The organism is Nocardioides sp. Root190, from assembly GCF_001428565.1.
Lineage (GTDB): Bacteria > Actinomycetota > Actinomycetes > Propionibacteriales > Nocardioidaceae > Nocardioides.
In genome coordinates, this window is sequence record NZ_LMIA01000009.1 from 140,298 (window position 1) to 156,074 (window position 15,777).

The 15,777-nt window shown below is 72.2% G+C and carries 13 protein-coding genes; 7 read left to right on the forward strand and 6 right to left on the reverse strand.

Features of this window, described 5'->3' with window-relative positions:
• The first annotated feature begins 11 nt into the window (after positions 1 to 11).
• Complete coding sequence (locus tag ASE01_RS10420) at positions 12 to 1,280, forward strand: oxygenase MpaB family protein (RefSeq protein WP_056750690.1); 1,269 nt, start codon at positions 12 to 14, stop codon at positions 1,278 to 1,280.
• On the opposite strand, the gene ASE01_RS10425 is transcribed toward ASE01_RS10420, so the two are convergent.
• Both ASE01_RS10425 and ASE01_RS10430 read right to left on the reverse strand, forming a co-directional pair.
• Positions 1,270 to 2,259, reverse strand: a complete 990-nt coding sequence (locus ASE01_RS10425) for a hypothetical protein (protein ID WP_056750695.1) — start codon at positions 2,257 to 2,259, stop codon at positions 1,270 to 1,272. The genes ASE01_RS10420 and ASE01_RS10425 overlap by 11 nt on opposite strands.
• Positions 2,252 to 2,779: a SigE family RNA polymerase sigma factor gene (locus tag ASE01_RS10430; protein WP_056750698.1), complete on the reverse strand. Its 528-nt coding sequence runs from the start codon at positions 2,777 to 2,779 to the stop codon at positions 2,252 to 2,254. The genes ASE01_RS10425 and ASE01_RS10430 overlap by 8 nt, the downstream gene beginning before the upstream one ends.
• A 73-nt stretch (positions 2,780 to 2,852) precedes the next feature.
• Between ASE01_RS10430 and ASE01_RS10435 the strand changes: the two genes are divergently transcribed.
• Entirely contained in the window at positions 2,853 to 3,230 is a 378-nt protein-coding gene (locus tag ASE01_RS10435) for an MmcQ/YjbR family DNA-binding protein (protein WP_056750702.1), read from the forward strand.
• Positions 3,231 to 3,265: 35 nt separating this feature from the next.
• Complete coding sequence (locus tag ASE01_RS10440; RefSeq protein WP_200958809.1) at positions 3,266 to 4,024, forward strand: enoyl-CoA hydratase-related protein; 759 nt, start codon at positions 3,266 to 3,268, stop codon at positions 4,022 to 4,024.
• Here the strand turns inward: ASE01_RS10440 and ASE01_RS10445 are convergent.
• Complete coding sequence (locus tag ASE01_RS10445; RefSeq protein WP_056750706.1) at positions 4,021 to 4,947, reverse strand: alpha/beta hydrolase; 927 nt, start codon at positions 4,945 to 4,947, stop codon at positions 4,021 to 4,023. The two genes, ASE01_RS10440 and ASE01_RS10445, sit on opposite strands and share 4 nt — an antisense overlap.
• 12 nt (positions 4,948 to 4,959) lie before the next feature.
• Complete coding sequence (locus ASE01_RS10450) at positions 4,960 to 6,195, reverse strand: PucR family transcriptional regulator (RefSeq protein WP_056750710.1); 1,236 nt, start codon at positions 6,193 to 6,195, stop codon at positions 4,960 to 4,962.
• Between the two features lie 199 nt (positions 6,196 to 6,394).
• Here ASE01_RS10450 and ASE01_RS10455 point away from each other — a divergent pair, with 199 nt between their 5' ends.
• From ASE01_RS10455 to ASE01_RS10465, 3 genes are all read left to right on the forward strand, one after another.
• Positions 6,395 to 7,972 carry a GMC family oxidoreductase gene (locus tag ASE01_RS10455; RefSeq protein WP_056750713.1) on the forward strand — a complete coding sequence of 526 codons (1,578 nt, stop codon included), beginning with the start codon at positions 6,395 to 6,397 and terminating at the stop codon, positions 7,970 to 7,972.
• Positions 7,973 to 7,990: 18 nt separating this feature from the next.
• A complete protein-coding gene (locus tag ASE01_RS10460) occupies positions 7,991 to 8,743 on the forward strand; it encodes a matrixin family metalloprotease (protein ID WP_056750716.1) in 753 nt (250 codons plus the stop codon).
• A 100-nt stretch (positions 8,744 to 8,843) separates the two neighbouring features.
• Positions 8,844 to 10,346 carry an aldehyde dehydrogenase family protein gene (locus ASE01_RS10465; protein WP_056750719.1) on the forward strand — a complete coding sequence of 501 codons (1,503 nt, stop codon included), beginning with the start codon at positions 8,844 to 8,846 and terminating at the stop codon, positions 10,344 to 10,346.
• Here ASE01_RS10465 and ASE01_RS10470 read toward each other — a convergent pair.
• Positions 10,303 to 11,253 (reverse strand): DMT family transporter, encoded by a 951-nt coding sequence (locus ASE01_RS10470; RefSeq protein ID WP_056750724.1) that lies wholly within the window; start codon positions 11,251 to 11,253, stop codon positions 10,303 to 10,305. The two genes, ASE01_RS10465 and ASE01_RS10470, sit on opposite strands and share 44 nt — an antisense overlap.
• On the opposite strand from ASE01_RS10470, the gene ASE01_RS10475 reads away from it, so the two are divergent.
• Positions 11,252 to 12,679: a PLP-dependent aminotransferase family protein gene (locus ASE01_RS10475; protein WP_056750728.1), complete on the forward strand. Its 1,428-nt coding sequence runs from the start codon at positions 11,252 to 11,254 to the stop codon at positions 12,677 to 12,679. The genes ASE01_RS10470 and ASE01_RS10475 overlap by 2 nt on opposite strands.
• Positions 12,680 to 12,705: 26 nt before the next feature.
• On the opposite strand, the gene ASE01_RS10480 is transcribed toward ASE01_RS10475, so the two are convergent.
• On the reverse strand, positions 12,706 to 15,741 hold the full coding sequence (locus ASE01_RS10480; RefSeq protein WP_056750731.1) for an amidase family protein: 3,036 nt from the start codon (positions 15,739 to 15,741) through the stop codon (positions 12,706 to 12,708).
• Between the last annotated feature and the right edge of the window lie 36 nt (positions 15,742 to 15,777).

The window sequence follows — 15,777 nt, forward strand, 5'->3', positions numbered from 1 at the left end:
ACCATGGTGGCATGACCGCCGAGGCCACCGCCACCCCAGCACCCTCCAGCGCACCCTCCAGCGCACCGCCGTACCCGACCCGTTTCAGGGCGGGCGGAGACCGCAACCGCCGCCTCGGGCGCCCGCTCAAGGTCGTCGGGCGGGTCAAGGACGTCGACGAGGAGCTGTTGGACCGGATCGGACGCGCGATGAACGAGCGTGACGAGCTCGGTGGGCGCCTCGCGGACGCGATCCGGTTGCGAGCCGGCACCCCCGGCAAGGTCGACATGGCGCAGTTCCGCACCGCGCTCGCCCACGGCATCTCCGCCGTCCCGGACGCGCCGCCCGCACTCGCGGAGTTCTTCGCGGTGCTCGAGGCCGAGCCGGAGTGGCTGGACCGCGAGCTCGTGGAGGAGGGCGCCCGGGTCTTCCGCCGCCTCGGCCAGAACGCGCAGGACGTGCTGCTCCAGCTGTCGCTGGTGGGGGGCTACCGCTTCGGCGGCCCCACCGACCTGCTCGTCGCGACGGGCGGCCTGACCGGCGGGCAGACCCTGCGTCGGCTCGCCGAGACCCAGAAGTGGGGCGCGAGCCTCACCGACCCCGATTCACTGCGCCCCGGCACCGGCGAGGGCTGGCGGCTGACCGTCCACGTGCGGCTGATGCACGCGCTGGTCAACCACGCCTTCGAGGACAAGTGGGACTCCGCCACCTGGGGCCTGCCGATCAACCAGGCCGACCAGGCCTCCACCCTCGGTCTCTTCGACGGCGTGCTGATCATCGGCTCCCGGGCGCTCGGCGTCCCCGTCAGCGGCAGCGAGTCGCGGGCCCTCATGCACCTGTGGAAGTACGTCGGCTGGTTGATGGGCGTGCACGAGGACTTCCTCGTCGACGACGAGTGGGAGCGCCACCGCATCGACTACCACGTGCTGCTGGCCCAGGGTCCGCTCACCGAGGCCGGCCCGCAGCTCGCCCAGGCCGTGGTCGCGGCCCAGGCGGACCGCAACTACCCCGGCTGGCCGGCGCCGCTGCAGGGAGCGCGGGCCCGCTACGAGCGCGAGCGGCTGCTCTCGATGCTGACCGTCTTCCTCGGCCCCGAGAGCATGCGCGAGCTCGACCTGCCGATGCGGCCACCGTGGGCGCACGCCTACCTCGTCGGGCTCAACACCGTGCGCTACCGCGTGCTGCGGCACCTGCCCGGCGGTCGGGAGCGTCAGTGGCGCTGGGGCGGTCGACGCGCCCAGTGGTTGCTCGACACCTACTTCCAGGGCGACGCCGAGGACGTCGGCAAGCTCACGGTGTGAGGCCGAGGTCGGCGTAGGTCACCGGCACGTCGAAGGAGTTCTCCGGCGACGTCGCACTCCAGTCGAAGGTCTGGCAGCCGTTGCCCGACAGCGTGACGACATCGCCCCGGTCGGTCGCCGCCACCACCCGCACGCCGTAGTCGATGAGCGTGCAGGTCTGGACCGGCCGGGGGTTCGACCAGGCCTCCTGCAGCCGCTCGAGGGCGGCGCCGGTCAGCTCGACGGGCGGTTCGTCGCCCCGGCAGCCGACCGCGGCCACGATCTGCTCGCGGCCCGGGCGGGCCGGGGTGGCCATGAAGACGGGGGAGCAGTCGAGCGGCCCGTCGTACGCGCGGGTCGAGGGGTTGCTCTCCCGCTGGGCACCGAGCGCCGCGAGATAGGCCTCGCCGAGGTACTGACCGTCCACGGCCCGGCCCGCGACCTCGATCGGCGAGCAGGTCATCGTCGGCAGCAGCAGGGTGCGGCCGTCGTCGAAGGTGAACTGCAGGGACTGCCGGCTCGGCATCACGCTGATCGCGGCGCAGCGCATCGAGTCGAAGGGCTCGGTCGCGGCGACCCGGTCGGCGAAGTCGTCGAGGTCGCCCACCAGGGCATCCATCGAGTCCAGGAGGGCGCTCTGCTCCGCGGCCGGCGGCGCTTCGCCGTAGGCGGCGAAGTCCGGGCACAGCCGGACGCTGGCCACCCCGTCGAGGCTGCCGATGCTGGTCTCGGCCTCCATCAGGTCGGGGAGCGTGGCGGGGCATGCGGGCGCGCCGTACGGGTCGAGGCCCGGGTCCCTCGCCGTCCGGTCCTCCTCGCCGCTGGTCAGGACGGCGGTCGTCACGGCACCGGCCAGGATCACGGCGACCGCACCACCGGCCGCAGCGGTGCGGACACGGCGGCGGGCGCGGCGAGCCGCTCCGGCCACGTGGTGGGCGTCGAGGGCGGGCGCGTCGTCGGGGACGGCCTGGTGGAGCAGGTTGCGGAGCTGGTCAGTCATCGGTCGCCTCCAGGAGTCCGGATGTGCGCAGCGTGCGGAGTGCGCGGGCGGTCTGGCTCTTGACCGTGCCCGCGCTGATCCCGAGGGCCGCCGCAGCCTGCGCCTCGGTCAGGTCGTCGAAGTAGCGGAGGACGACGACGGCCCGTTGGCCGCGTGGCAACGCGGCCAATGCCACGAGGACGTCCTGGCGCACGCCCGGGTCGCGGGCCGTGTCGGCCGCCTCGGGGAGGGTCTCGGTCGGCACCTCGCCGTTCCAGCGTCGCCGCCACCAGTCGGTGTACGTCGTCACCATCGTCCGGCGGACGTAGGCCTCCACCGCGGCCGGCTCGATCCGGTCCCAGCGCCGCCAGCACTTCATCAGTGCCGTCTGCACCAGGTCCTCGGCCCGGTGCCGGTCGCCGGTCAGCAGCCACGCACTGCGCCAGAGCGCAGGGCTCCGGGCCGCGACGAACCCCTCGAACGTCGGGTGGTCCGTCGTTGGTTCCTCTTGCCCGTTGAGCACGGGGACAGCCTCGCGCATCCCATCACCTCCGTACTGCAGGACGGGCTGGGGTGCAGGGACGGTTGTCGGTGACCTGTGGGAGATTCCTGCCGTGGCCCAACGTCCTGATGTCCCCGGTGAGTTCGTCGCCCGCCTGCGGGCGATCCTGGGGCGCCTGCCGGACTGCCGGGAGGAGGACGCCTGGACCGGTGTCCGCTGGCGCGTCGGTGGTACGACGGCCACCGTCGCCCACGTCTTCGGCGGCGAGGACCAGCTCCACCGGATCGTCTTCCGCGCCGAGCCCGACGAGGTGATGGCCTTCCAGCACCTCGGCGCTCCCTACTTCAAGTCCGAGTGGGGCGGCAACGTCGTCGGCATGCTGATCGACGAGGACACCGACTGGGACGAGCTCGGCGAGCTGCTCACCGACTCCTTCTGCCTGCAGGCACCCCAACGTCTGGTCGACCTGGTCGACCGACCGGGCGCCTGACGGCACCCGACGGACTCGATGACTAGGTTGGCCCGGTGAGCGAGATCGCTGTCCGCACCCTGCGTCACGACCGGGTCCTGATCATCGGACTGGACCGCCCGGCGAAGCGCAACGCCATCAATGGAGCCGTCACCCGTGGGCTCGACGAGGCACTCAACCTGCTCGAGGACGACGACGAGCTGTGGTGCGCGGTGCTGGCCGGTGGCCCGTCGGTCTTCAGCGCTGGCGCCGATCTCGCGGAGGGGCCGGGTGCGCCGACCGAGCGGGGCGGGATCGCCGGGATCATGTCGCGGGTGCGGCCCAAGCCGCTCGTCGCCGCGGTCGAGGGTCCGGCGCTCGGTGGTGGCCTCGAGCTGGTGCTGTGCTGCGACCTGGTCGTCGCCTCGCGCACGGCGACGTTCGGGTTCCCGGAGGTCAAGCGCGGCCTGCTCCCGGACTTCGGGGGCGTCTTCCGTGCGCCGCGGGTGCTGCCGGCCAATGTGGCCCGCGAGATGCTCCTGACCGGCGAGCCGATCGGAGCCGAGCGTGCGGAGCGCCTCGGTTTCGTCAACCGTCTCGTCGAGCCGGGCGCCGCGCTGGATGTCGCGATCGGCCTGGCGGCGACGATCTGTGGCAATGCGCCGCTCGCGGTCCGGGAGTCGCTCGCGCTGGCGCAGCGTGAGATCAACGGCGACGAGACCGACGACTGGGCCACCAGCCACGCGGCGCTCGATCGCCTGCTGGCGACCGAGGACCTGGCCGAGGGCGTGCAGGCGTTCTTCGCCCGCCGGGACCCGGTCTGGCGGGGGCGCTAGGCCTGATCGCCAGCCTGGTCGCCAGGCTGGTCGGTGGCCCGGTCGAGCGCCCCGCGGAGCCAGCCGCCCATCTGGTTCACGACACCCGTCGCCTCGCGCACCATGCCCGCGAACAGGTGGGTCACGTGCCAGTGGCCCCCGAGCCGCTCGTAGGTCACCTCGACGCCCGCAGCACGCGCGGCCTCGACGAAGCGCTCGACGTCGTCGACGAACATCTCCTGGCTCGCGGCGTGCACGAACATCGGGGCCAGGCCGGTGAGGTCCGCGAGCAACGGCGAGACCTCGGGTCGTACGACGTCCTGGCCGGCGTAGGAGACGGCGCCGAGCTCGAGCCAGCCACGGCTGAGCAGTGGGTCGTCGATCGACTCGTCGAGGCCGCCCAGGCGGAGGTCGACCCAGGGCGAGACCAGGCCCAGGCCCGCCGGCTGGGGGAGGCCCTCGGCCCGCGCCCGCAGGGCGAGCGCGAGTGCGAGGCCACCGCCGGCCGAGTCGCCCGCGACGACGACCTGGCCGGGCTCGAGGCCCTTGTCCAGCAGTGCGCGGTAGGCGGCGATCGCGTCGTCGACCGCGGCCGGGTAGGGGTGTTCCGGCGCGAGGCGGTAGTCGAGGACGTGGCCGATGGCGCCGATCGCGTGGGACAGGTGAGCGGCCATCGCGCGGTGCGTGGTCGGTGACCCCACGAGGTAGGCGCCGCCGTGCAGGTAGAGGAGCGCGCGAGCCGGGTCGCTGGCCGGGGTGGTCAGACGCTCGGTCGGGACTCCACCGAGCATCGTCCGCTCGGCGAGGGTCCCTCGGGGCAGGAAGGCGATCCGCATCAGGGCGTTGATCATCTGGCGCTGCCGCACGGGGGTGAGCCGGGTGCCGAGGACGGGCTTCACGGCGCGGCGGACGAGCAGGCGAGCGGCCGGGAGCGGGACGTTCATGGTCAGATCCAATCAGTGCGGGTTCGGGGTGAGTGCGTCGACGCCGTACACCTCGAGCCAGGACAGGCTGAGCTCGAGCGCCGCAGCGCGGGACGCGATCCGGTGGCCGAGCTGGTCCTCGATGCGGGCGATCCGGTAGCGCACGGTGTTGGGATGGATGAACAGGCGTTCGGCGGTCAGGTCGACGTTCTGTCCTGCGCGCAGGAAGGCGAGGGCGGTCGAACGAAGGCCCTCGTCGGCGCGCGCACCGGTCAGCAGGGAGGCGAGCTCGCGGCGCACCATCTCCCGGACGAGCTCGCCGTCGCCGCTCAGGCTGACCAGCTCGACGTCGGTGTAGTTGTGGACGGGACCCGGCCCGCGCATGCCGACCCGCTGCGCCGCGACGGCCTGGAGGTGGCTGGTGCGGAAGGCCGTGGCGCCCAGGCACGGTCGGCCGAGGGCGAGGTGGACGCCCGCCTCCTCGAGAACGCCGGTGATCGAGGCGGTCGTCAGGTCGGGTGCCTCCGGGGTGGCGACCCACCCCCACAGCTCGCGGCTCCCTGCCAGCGTCGTGAGGGGTCGGGGGAGCCCCAGCGCGTGACAGACGCGCACGGCGAGGTCGAAGAGTGGTGCACCCTCGTCGGTGTTCGGAGGGGCCGAGAGCACCAGCGCGGTCTGCCACATCGCGAAGCGATGGCCCAGGAGTCGCTCGGCGGCGACGGTCGGTTCGGCCCCGGCGACGAGCGCCTCGATGGTCTCGCCCCGTCGGGCCTGGGCGCCCTCGACCAGACTCGCCCGTTCCCTGGTGTAGTGCTCGATGAGCTGCTCGATGGACTCGTCGATCCACTGCTCGGCCCGGAGCCACAGCGTGAGCAGCGCCTGGTCGCGCGGCAACGTCGGGGGCAGGGTCTCCGGGCTGGTGTGGTCGATGACGTAGCGGAACGTTGCCTTGTTCGCGACCCGGTAGACCTTGAGGAGGATGCTGATGTCGAGGTGGCGACGGGCGATCGAGAGGCTCAGCGCGATGGCGGCGGGAGGCAGCGCGAGCCGGTGGCTGTCGGAGAGGCCGACCAGGAAGTTGCGCCAGTGCTCACGCGTCGAGGCGTGCAGCTCCTCGACCAGGCTCGGGTCCCCGGCGAGCTCGGGGATGGCGCCGAGGATCTCGTCGTCGACGGCCCGGACGAAGGCCCTGACCTCGCCGCCCTGGAGCGCGGCCGCGACGAAGTCGTGCAGCCACTGCTGGGCAACGGTGGACGAGCTCTGCTGCACCCGCCTCGCCCGCTTCCTTTGGCCTCTGTGACATCTCTCAGCAGTCAAGGCCACCGTCGCCCGATGGTTCTTGGAGTGTGGCACAAAAGAGCGGGAGCGGTGTGGTGTCCGTCACAAGCCCGCAGCGCACCCACGCGCGCAGGATGTGGAACAGGCAGGCGCCCAGGGCCTGGCGCCAGGTCTCGACGAAGGGAAAGCCATGCGGGAGTTCGACCACATCGTGGTGGGCAGCGGTTCAGGGGGAGCGGTGCTCGCCGGTCGGTTGAGCGAGGACCCCGGCGTCTCGGTACTGGTCCTCGAGGCCGGTGGTCGCAGCCGTCCGAACATGAACGTCCAGATCCCGGCGGCGTTCGCCAAGCTGTTCCACACCAAGGTCGACTGGGGCTACGAGTCCGAGCCGGAGCCGCACCTGGACGGTCGGCGGATCTACCAGCCGCGCGGCAAGATGCTCGGCGGCACGAGCGGGATGAACGCGATGATCTACATCCGCGGCAACCGTGCCGACTACGACGGCTGGGCCAAGGCCGGTGCCGACGGCTGGTCCTACGACGAGGTGCTGCCCCTCTTCCGCAGGATGGAGAGCAACAGCCGCGGCCCGAGCGAGTTCCACGGCGCCTCCGGTCCGCAGTACGTCGAGGACGCACCCGACCCGCGGGAGGGATCGCGCCGACTGGTGGAGGCCATGGCCGAGACCGGCATGGGCCGCACCGACGACTTCAACGGCGCCCAGCAGGAGGGCGCCTCGCTCTACCAGCGCTTCACGCGGCGCGGCCAGCGCTGGACGACGTACGACGGCTACCTGGCCCCGCATCGCAAGCGGCCGAACCTCACCATCACCCCGAACGCGCTCGTGCACCGGGTGGTGATCGAGTCCGGGCGGGCAACCGGCGTCGTGGTGCGCATCGACGGCGAGCTGCAGACGATCCGGGCCCGCCGCGACGTGGTGCTCAGCGCCGGCGCCTACAACACCCCGCACCTACTGATGCTGTCCGGCATCGGTCCGGCCGCCCACCTGGCCGAGCACGGCATCGAGACCGTCGTCGACAACGCGCACGTCGGCGCGCACCTGATGGACCACCCGATGTACATGGTCAACTGGGACACCAGCGACAAGGACAACCTGGCGTTCGCCGAGAAGCCCGCGCAGCTGGTGAAGTACCTGCTCGGGCGCAAGGGGATGCTGACCTCGAACATCGGCGAGGCCGGCGCCTTCTTCCACACCAGCGTCGCCGACGATGCGCCGTACATGCAGATGATCGGCGCGCCGGTCTACTTCTGGGAGCACGGTGCCGGGACCTACGACGGCCAGGCGCTCGCCATCGGACTGTCGATGGTCGGCGCGCGTTCCGAGGGGTGGGTCAGGCTGGCCTCGGCCGATCCGGAGCGGAAGCCGCTGGTCTGCAACAACTACTTCGAGCACCCCGACGACATGCGCTCGATGCTCGACGGCATCGAGCGGGCGCGCGAGGTGATGGCCGCAAAGGCCCTGCGGGGGCGGGCGAACCACGAGATCCACCCCGGCGCGTCGTACGGCACCCGGGCCGAGCTGGAGGGCGCGGTCCGCAGCGGGGTCGAGCACACCTATCACCCGAGCTGCACGGCCCGGATGGGCGTCGAGGGCGAGGGCGTGCTGGACGCGAACCTGCGGGTCCGCGGCGTCGAGGGGCTGCGCGTGGTGGATGCCTCCGCGATGCCGAAGGTGACGCACGGCAACACGCACGCACCGACGATGCTGATCGGGGAGAAGGCGGCCGACCTGATCCGGAGCGGTTCCTGACGTCCCTAGACTCGGGGTGTGGCCGAGCGCTGGAAGTCCGGGGTCGCGCTCCTGGTGAGCGTGCTCGTCCTCGCTGGCGTGGTCCTCGCCGGCCCGGGCGACGAGCTCTCGGCGCTGCGCCGCGCGCTCGGCATCGGCCAGGGTCCGCTCGGCACCCCGGCCGACGTGCCCGAGGGCGGCGTCCATGCCTTCCTGCAGGTACAGCCCGGCGACTCCGGTGACCCGGTGACGTGGGATCCCTGCCGCGAGATCCGCTACGAGGTCAACACCGAGGGCGCGCCGGGCGATGCTGAGGAGGCGCTGGCGTTCGTCGCGGACGGGGTCGCCGAGGTCTCCGCGATCACCGGCCTGCAGTTCGAGCTCCTCGGCGAGACCGACCGTCGGCCCTCGTGGGAGTCGAGGTTCGTGCCCGCCGGGCGGCGAGAGCCGGTGCTCATCGCCTGGGCGCAGGCCTCGGAGGTCGAGGAGCTCGCGGGCGACGTCGCCGGCGTCGGGGGAGCGGTCGCCCAGTCGTACCGCTCGGGCAGCCTGTACCGCTACGTCACCGGTCAGGTGACGCTCGACGAGGACGTGTACGACGACCTCTCCCGCAGCGCCAACGGCCGCGGGCACCAGCGCGCGATCCTGCTGCACGAGCTCGGCCACCTCGTCGGGCTCGACCATGTGGACTCCGCCGACGAGCTGATGTACGCCGACAACGTCGGCCAGCTGGAGTTCGGGCCGGGGGACCTCAACGGGCTGGTCCGGCTCGGCGAGGGCCGCTGCAGCTGAGACCGGCGCAGCTGGGAGTTGTGCCCTGGCCCATGTGATCCGCGTCGTTTTGTACCTGACACCGTTTCGTTGATCGGTGAACAGCAGTAACGTTCGGAACGTGACCTCCACCGACACCCCTGCCGCCACGTCCGTCGACGCCGCCGCGACGTTCACCTCGCTCGACCCCGCAACGGGTGAGGTGGTGGGCACCCATCCGATCCATGACGCCGCCCAGGTCGCGGCCGCCGTCGCGAGCGCCCGCAAGGAGGCCGAGCGCTGGCGTGCGCTGGGCTTCGAGGGTCGCAAGAAGGCGCTCGTCGCCTGGCGCAAGGTCATCGCACGGCGGATGGACGAGCTCGCGGAGCTGATGTCGCGCGAGACCGGCAAGCCCAAGGGCGATGCGCTGCTCGAGACCGCGCTGGCGATCGACCACCTCGCCTGGGCCGCCGGCCACGCCGAGAAGGTCCTCAAGCGGCGCAGCGTCTCCCCGGGACTGCTGATGGTCAACCAGGCCGCGAGCGTGGAGTACCGCCCGCTCGGGGTCGTCGGTGTGATCGGCCCGTGGAACTACCCCGTCTTCACCCCGATGGGCTCGATCGCCTACGCCCTCGCGGCCGGCAACACGGTCGTCTTCAAGCCCTCGGAGTACACCCCCGGCGTCGGCGAGTGGCTGGCCGCCACCTTCCGTGAGGCCGTCGGCCGACCGGTCTTCCAGGTCGTCACCGGGTACGGCGAGACGGGCGCCGCACTCACCACGTCGGGCGTCGACAAGGTGGCCTTCACCGGCTCGACCGCGACCGGCAAGCGGGTCATGGCGGCCTGCGCCCAGACGCTCACCCCGGTCGTGATCGAGGCGGGCGGCAAGGACGCGCTCATCGTCGCCGACGACGCCGATCTCGACGACGCCGCCGAGGCAGCCCTGTGGGGCGCCGCGGCCAACGCGGGGCAGACCTGCGCGGGCGTCGAGCGGGTCTACGTCCACGACAGCGTGTACGACGAGTTCCTCGCCAAGCTGGTCACCGAGGCGGGCAAGATCACGGCCGGTCCGGGTGGCCAGGTCGGCCCGATCACGATGCCCTCCCAGGTCGACATCATCCGCCGCCACATCGACGACGCCCTCGCCCGCGGAGGGCGTGCGCTCGTCGGCGGCCCGGTGCCCGAGGGTGCCCGCTTCGTCCAGCCGACCGTCCTGGTCGACGTGCCCGAGGACTCGGCCGCGATCCAGGAGGAGACCTTCGGCCCGACCGTGACGGTCACCCGGGTCGCGAGCATGGACGAGGCGATCGAGCGCGCCAACGGCACCCGCTACGCGCTGGGCTCCACGGTGTTCTCCAAGGACCACGGCATGGCGATCGCCGAGCGCCTGCGCGCCGGGATGACCGCGATCAACGGCGTCATCTCCTTCGCCGGCATCCCGACGCTTCCCTTCGGTGGCGTCGGCGACTCCGGCTTCGGCCGGATCCACGGCCCCGACGGACTGCGCGAGTTCACCTACCCGCACGCGATCGCCCGTCAGCGGTTCAAGCCGGCGATCGCGCTGACCACGTTCCGTCGTACGGCCAAGGAGGAGCAGCAGCTCACGAAGGTCGTGCGCGGGCTGTACGGGCGCGGGAAGAAGTAGCCGCTCCGGCGAGGACGATCACGGCGAGGCCACCGACGAAGGTGGTCGCCGTGATCACCTCGCCCAGCAGCAGGGCTGCCCACGTCAGGCTCAGCAGCGGCTGGACCAGCTGGACCTGGCTCACCTGGGCCATCGGGCCGATGGCCAGGCCGCGGTACCACGCGAAGAACCCGAGATACATGCTCGTGGTCGCGAGGTAGGCGAAGCACGCCCAGTCGCGCACCGAGCCGGTCGGCGGCTCCTGCGCGACGCTGGTCGCGGTCAGCACGACCATGACCGGCAGCGCGGCGACCAGCGCCCAGGAGATGGTCTGCCACGAGCCGATCTCGCGGGTGAGCAGGCCGCCCTCGGCGTACCCGGTCGCGCACAGCACCACGCCGGCGAACAGCAGCACGTCGGCGCGGTGGAGCTGGGTGAGCCCGCCGCCCTGGACGAGCGCGAACCCGATGGCCGCCGCGGCACCGCAGGACGAGAACACCCAGAACGCGCGGACGGGCCGCTCCCCGGTGCGCACCACGGCGATGACCGCCGTCGCAGCCGGCAGCAGTGCGATCACCACGGCACCGTGGCTGGCGGGCACCTCGGTCAGGGCGTACGACGTCAGCAGCGGGAAGCCGATCACGACCCCGCCGGCCACGACGAGCAGGCGGGCCCACTGGCGCGGGTCGGGGACGGCCTGGCGGGTCACGGCCAGCACGACCGCGGCGAGGAGCCCGGCGACCACGGCGCGACCGGCGCCGATGAAGAGCGGGGACAGGCCCTCGAGGGCGATCCGGGTGAGCGGGAGCGTGAAGGAGAAGGCGGTGACGCCGACGAGTCCCCAGCCGAGTCCGGCCCGGGTGACACCCGCCGGGACGGGGGATAGCGGGTTGCGCTCCGGCGCGATAGCGCTACTCTGTGCTGACATGAATGACGATAGCACCTCCCGGATCGTCGCGGGCCTTCGTGCCTGGATCCGCAACGCCCCCGCCGGTGCCCAGCTGCCGCCGAGCCGCGCCCTCGTCAGCGAGTACGCCGCCAGCCCGCTCACCGTGCAGAAGGCGCTGCGCCGCCTCGCGACCGAAGGCCTGGTTGAGGCCCGTCCCGGCGTCGGCACCTTCGTGCGGACCGTGCGCCCCAGCCGTGGTGCCGACTTCGGCTGGCAGACCGCGGCCCTGCGCACCCCGCGCTCGGTGATCCCGCAGCTGGCCGGCCCGATGAAGACCGCCCCGCCCGGGGTGATCGAGCTGCACGCGGGCTATCCCGGCCCGGACCTGCTGCCCGAGCGGCTGGTGCGGACCGCGCTCGGCCGGGCGGCGCGCGGTGCCGCGGCGACCTCACGACCCCCGTCGGCCGGACTCCCCGAGCTGCGGGCCTGGTTCGCCGCCGAGCTCGCCTCGATCACCCCGGCCGACCGCACCGCGGTCGTGCCCAACGACGTGATCGTCGCGCCGGGCAGCCAGAGCGCGCTCTCGTCGATCTTCCGGGCACTGGTCGCCGCCGGCCAGCCGCTCCTCGTGGAGTCGCCGACCTACTGGGGTGCGATCCAGGCGGCCCACCAGGCCGGGGTGGCGATGGTGCCCGTCCCGAGTGGAGCCGGCGGCCCGGACCCCGCCGAGGTCGACCGCACCTTCCGCGAGACCGGGGCGCGGGCGTTCTACGCCCAACCCAACTTCGCCAACCCGACCGGAGCACAGTGGGACGGCGAGCGCGCCGAGGCGATCCTCGACGTCGTGCGCTCCCACGGCGCGTTCCTCGTCGAGGACGACTGGGCCCACGACTTCGGCATCGACGCGGTGTCGCGACCCGTCGCGGCCCACGACGACGCCGGCCACGTCGTCCACCTCCGTTCTCTCACCAAGAGCGTCTCGCCGACGATCCGCGTCGCGGCGGTGATCGCCCGAGGCCCTGCGCGGGAGCGGATCCTGGCGGACCGGGCGGCGGAGTCGATGTACGTCAGCGGTCTCCTGCAGCAGGCCGCGCTCGAGATCGTCTCCGACCCCGGCTGGACCAGCCACCTGAAGCGCCTGCGCACCCAGCTGCGGGAGCGGCGCGACCTCCTCGTCGACAGCCTGCGCTCCTACGCGCCGATGCTGGAGGTCGAGCTCGTGCCGACCGGGGGAGTGCACCTGTGGGCCCGGCTGCCCGAGGGTGCCGACGTCGACCGTGTGGTGCGCGACTGTGCCGCCCGCAACGTGTGGGTGTCCGGTGGTGACGAGTGGTTCCCGGCGGAGCCGTCGGGGCCCTTCCTGCGCCTGACCTTCACCGGCCCGGAGCCCGCGGCCTATCCCGAAGCAGCGAGGGTGATCGGCGAAGTGCTCGCCGACCACCCCCGCAGTGCTGCCCGCCTCTAGGGAGACGCGCCCCAGGGGGAAGCGCCCTACCGGCGCCGGACCTTGAGCGTCACCGGGCTGCTCATGGCGGCGCGGTACTCGTCACCGGCGACCACGTAGGCGCGGATCCGGTGGGTGCCCCGGGTGAGGCGGGGCAGGGTGATCGTCGCCCTGCCGGTGGAGGCCAGCTTGACGGTGCGCACGACCTTCGTGCCGTCGTACACAAGGACGGTGCCGCCGGACGGCTTCACGCCGAGGACACTCACCGAGAGGACCGCCCGCTGACGCACCTTGATCGTCGACTTCGACAGGGCGACCTTGACGGTCGGTGCCGCCTTGGCGACCTTCAGCGTCGCCGTGGCGCTGCTGCGGGCGACCTTGGTGACGCCGGCGTAGGTCGCCGTCACCAGGTGGGTGCCCACGGGGATCGTCGAGGGCAGGGTCAGCGTGACCTTGCCGGCCGACAGGGTGCCGCTGACGGTCCTGCCTGCGACCTCCACGCTGACCGCGCCCCTGGCGGCGGGGTCGGAGGCGACGGTGACGGTGGCCCGGGTGGAGCGGCCGTACGTCGTGGCGGTGGCGGCCAGCTGGAGGGAGGTCACCGAGGTGGCCGGTCCGCTCCATGCCAGGGCAGGTGCGAAGTCGGTCGAGGTGACCGCATCTGCCTGCTGCTCGATCGCGTAGCCCATGCCGAGGACCTCGGCGTCGTCCCAGGCCCGGCCGACCAGCTGGATGTTGTTGGACTGACCCTCGTCGTTCTTGCCGATCGGCAGGATCGCGGTGGGCAGGCCGGCCGTCTGCGTGATCACACCGGAGGCGCGGTCGGAGCTGAAGACCGCCGACGTCGCGTCGTTGTTGCCGACGCTGGTCAGGAACCCCGGGTAGATCACGGCGTCCACCGGGTCGGCACCGAAGGCGGTGTCCATCCAGGCGGCAGCAGTGGTCTTGTAGGCGTCCCGTCGGGCGAGCAGGTTCTCTGCGCTGATGTCGTCCATCGGCTGCGAGGTGTAGTTGCCGGAGACGTTGTAGGGCAGGTTCTTGGGGCTCTCCATGAGCTCCTCGGTCGTGTAGGGGAACACGCCCGGACGCTGCTCGGCGATGTAGCGCTCCCAGCCCTCGGCGCCGGCGCTGCCGGTCGTCGGGAAGCTGCCGGAGGGCGCGGCAGGAGCGGTCTGTGCGGTGGCCAGGGCGACGAGCGTGCCGCCGGCGGCCTCGATCGCCGCACGGGCGTCGTCGAGTGCGACCTGTCCGGCGTTGTCGTCGACGATCGCCGTCGAGGCGAAGGCGGTCGGGACGTAGCCGATCACCTTGCCCTGGAGGGCGTTCGCCTTGAGGGCGCTCTTCCACTCGGTCGGCCGCAGGCTGTTGTCGACCCGTGAGGTCAGCAGGTCGTCGGGGTTGTTGCCCGTGGTCTGCGTGGCCGTCGCGTCGAGGAGCGAGGCGATGTCGGTGATCGACTTGGCCATCGGGCCGGCGTAGTCGGTCGCCCAGGTCAGCGGCATGACGCCGTTGGTGCTGGTGAGGCCGTCGGTGCCGCGGAAGGTCGACAGGCTGGCGCCGGTCGAGGGGGCGTAGAGGGAGACGCCGGTCTGGGTGCCCATGGCGGCGGCGGCGAGCTCGGCCCGGACCGCCGTGGCGGAGCCACCGCTGGAGCCGAAGGAGGACTTCGAGGGGTAGAGCGCGTTCCACGTCTGCATGAAGCCGCTCTCGCTCCACGAACCGGAGTTCGCGAACTCGGAGAGGTTCGTCTTGCCGATGATCACGGCGCCGGCCTCGCGGAGCTTCGCGACCTGCCAGGCGTCGGCGCCCGGCTCCCAGTCCTTCAGCGCCAGGGTGCCGCCGGAGGTCGGCATGTCCTTGGTGTCGTAGAGGTCCTTGAGGGCGATCGGTACGCCGAGGAGATCGCCGCTCTCGCCGGCGGCCCGCGCCTCGTCGGCAGCCATCGCCTGCGCCACCGCGTTCTTCGCGACGGTGATGAAGGAGTTGAACCCGAGCGGGCCGGAGTCGTAGGCATCGATCCGGTCGAGGTAGGCCTTGGTGATCTCGACGGAGGTGACCTCGCCGGAGACCATGTCGGCCTGGAGGTCGGCGATCGTCTTGCCGGTCACGTCGTAGGCGACGGCCGTACGGTGCTCGACCTCGACGTCCGCGCCCGGGAGCTGGAGCGGCTCGGCTCCGACGCAGGCAGCGGCGAAGGCCGAGATGTCCCAGTTCTGCAGGGTGCAGATCTCGTCGACGGTGAGGTTGGTCAGGTCCGGCGTGGCCGCGAGCGCGGCGGTGTCGGTCGCGATCTGGCTGGTGTCGGCGAGGGCGCCCACGACGACGTACTGCATCAGCGACTGGGTCTGCCCGGGCTCGATGGTGAGCTCACGGACGAAGCCGAGGTCGTTGGCGCGGCTGCCGGTCGGCACGTACTCGGTGGTGAAGGGGTCGGACTGCTGGTCGCCGAGCCCGTCGACCCCGGTGCCGACGACGACGCCGGTCGGGCGGGTGTTGCCGGGCGTCGTGGCCGTGATCCAGGTGTCCGTGCTGTCGACGACCGTGTCGCTGCTGCTGGACGCGGAGACCGTGGCCTTGTTGGGCGAGGTCGTCGCGGTCAGGCCGGAGCCCAGGGAGCCGCCGAAGGAGACCTCGATGGTGACCGGTTCGGTGGACGCGTTGGTGAAGGTGTCGAAGAAGCTGGTCGTGCTGGTGCCGGTGGCGACCTGGACCTTGCGGGTCATCAGGACGTCACCGAGCCGGACTGACTTCGTCGAGCGGTACGACCCCGGCGCGGCGGCGGTGAGGCCGTAGCCGCGCATCATCTGGTCGTTCATCCGCGGCGCCCCACCGGCGGGGGCGTCGACGTGCACGAACACGTTGCCGAAGCCCTCCATCCGGGAGCCGCTCACGTTGCGGATCGAGCCGGTGTCCAGGCCGGGCCTGCGGGCATCGTTGATGGAGACCGTGGCGCCGTTGGCCGTGGTGACGCTGGAGAGTGCGGAAGCCGGTGCGGTGACGGCCAGGGCCCCGACGCCCAGGACGGCCGCGACCGGGAGGGCGACGACGCGGATGGCGCGGTGCCCGTTGGTGCGAGAAAGCATGCGAGGACAGTGCCTTTCATGGGGGATGTGCGAGTC